This window comes from Streptomyces ossamyceticus, assembly GCF_001418475.1.
GTDB classification, from domain to species: Bacteria; Actinomycetota; Actinomycetes; order Streptomycetales; family Streptomycetaceae; genus Streptomyces; species Streptomyces ossamyceticus.
This window is the reverse complement of record NZ_LIQX01000454.1, coordinates 2239-2462: the sequence shown is the minus strand read 5'-3', so window position 1 is coordinate 2462 and position 224 is coordinate 2239. Positions and strand designations below refer to the sequence as shown.

The window sequence follows — 224 nt, the reverse complement described above, 5'->3', positions numbered from 1 at the left end:
CCCCCTGCTCGATCCCGCCCCCGAGTACGCCAAGTGGCAGGCGGAGGAACCGATCCGCCGCGTGGCGCTCTGGGGTGACACCAGCCCCTGGGTGATCACCAGGCACGAGCACGCCCGCGCGGTGCTCTCCGACGCCCGCTTCAGCTCCGACGGCACCCGTGACGGCTACCCGACCATGCGTCCCCAGCCCACACCGCGCACTCCCGGCCAGATCTTCATGATGG

The 224-nt window shown here is 71.4% G+C and carries 1 pseudogene; it reads left to right on the top strand.

Annotated elements, in window-relative coordinates:
- Nucleotides 1-224, top strand: a pseudogene (locus AOK15_RS47430) (cytochrome P450); the annotation flags it as partial.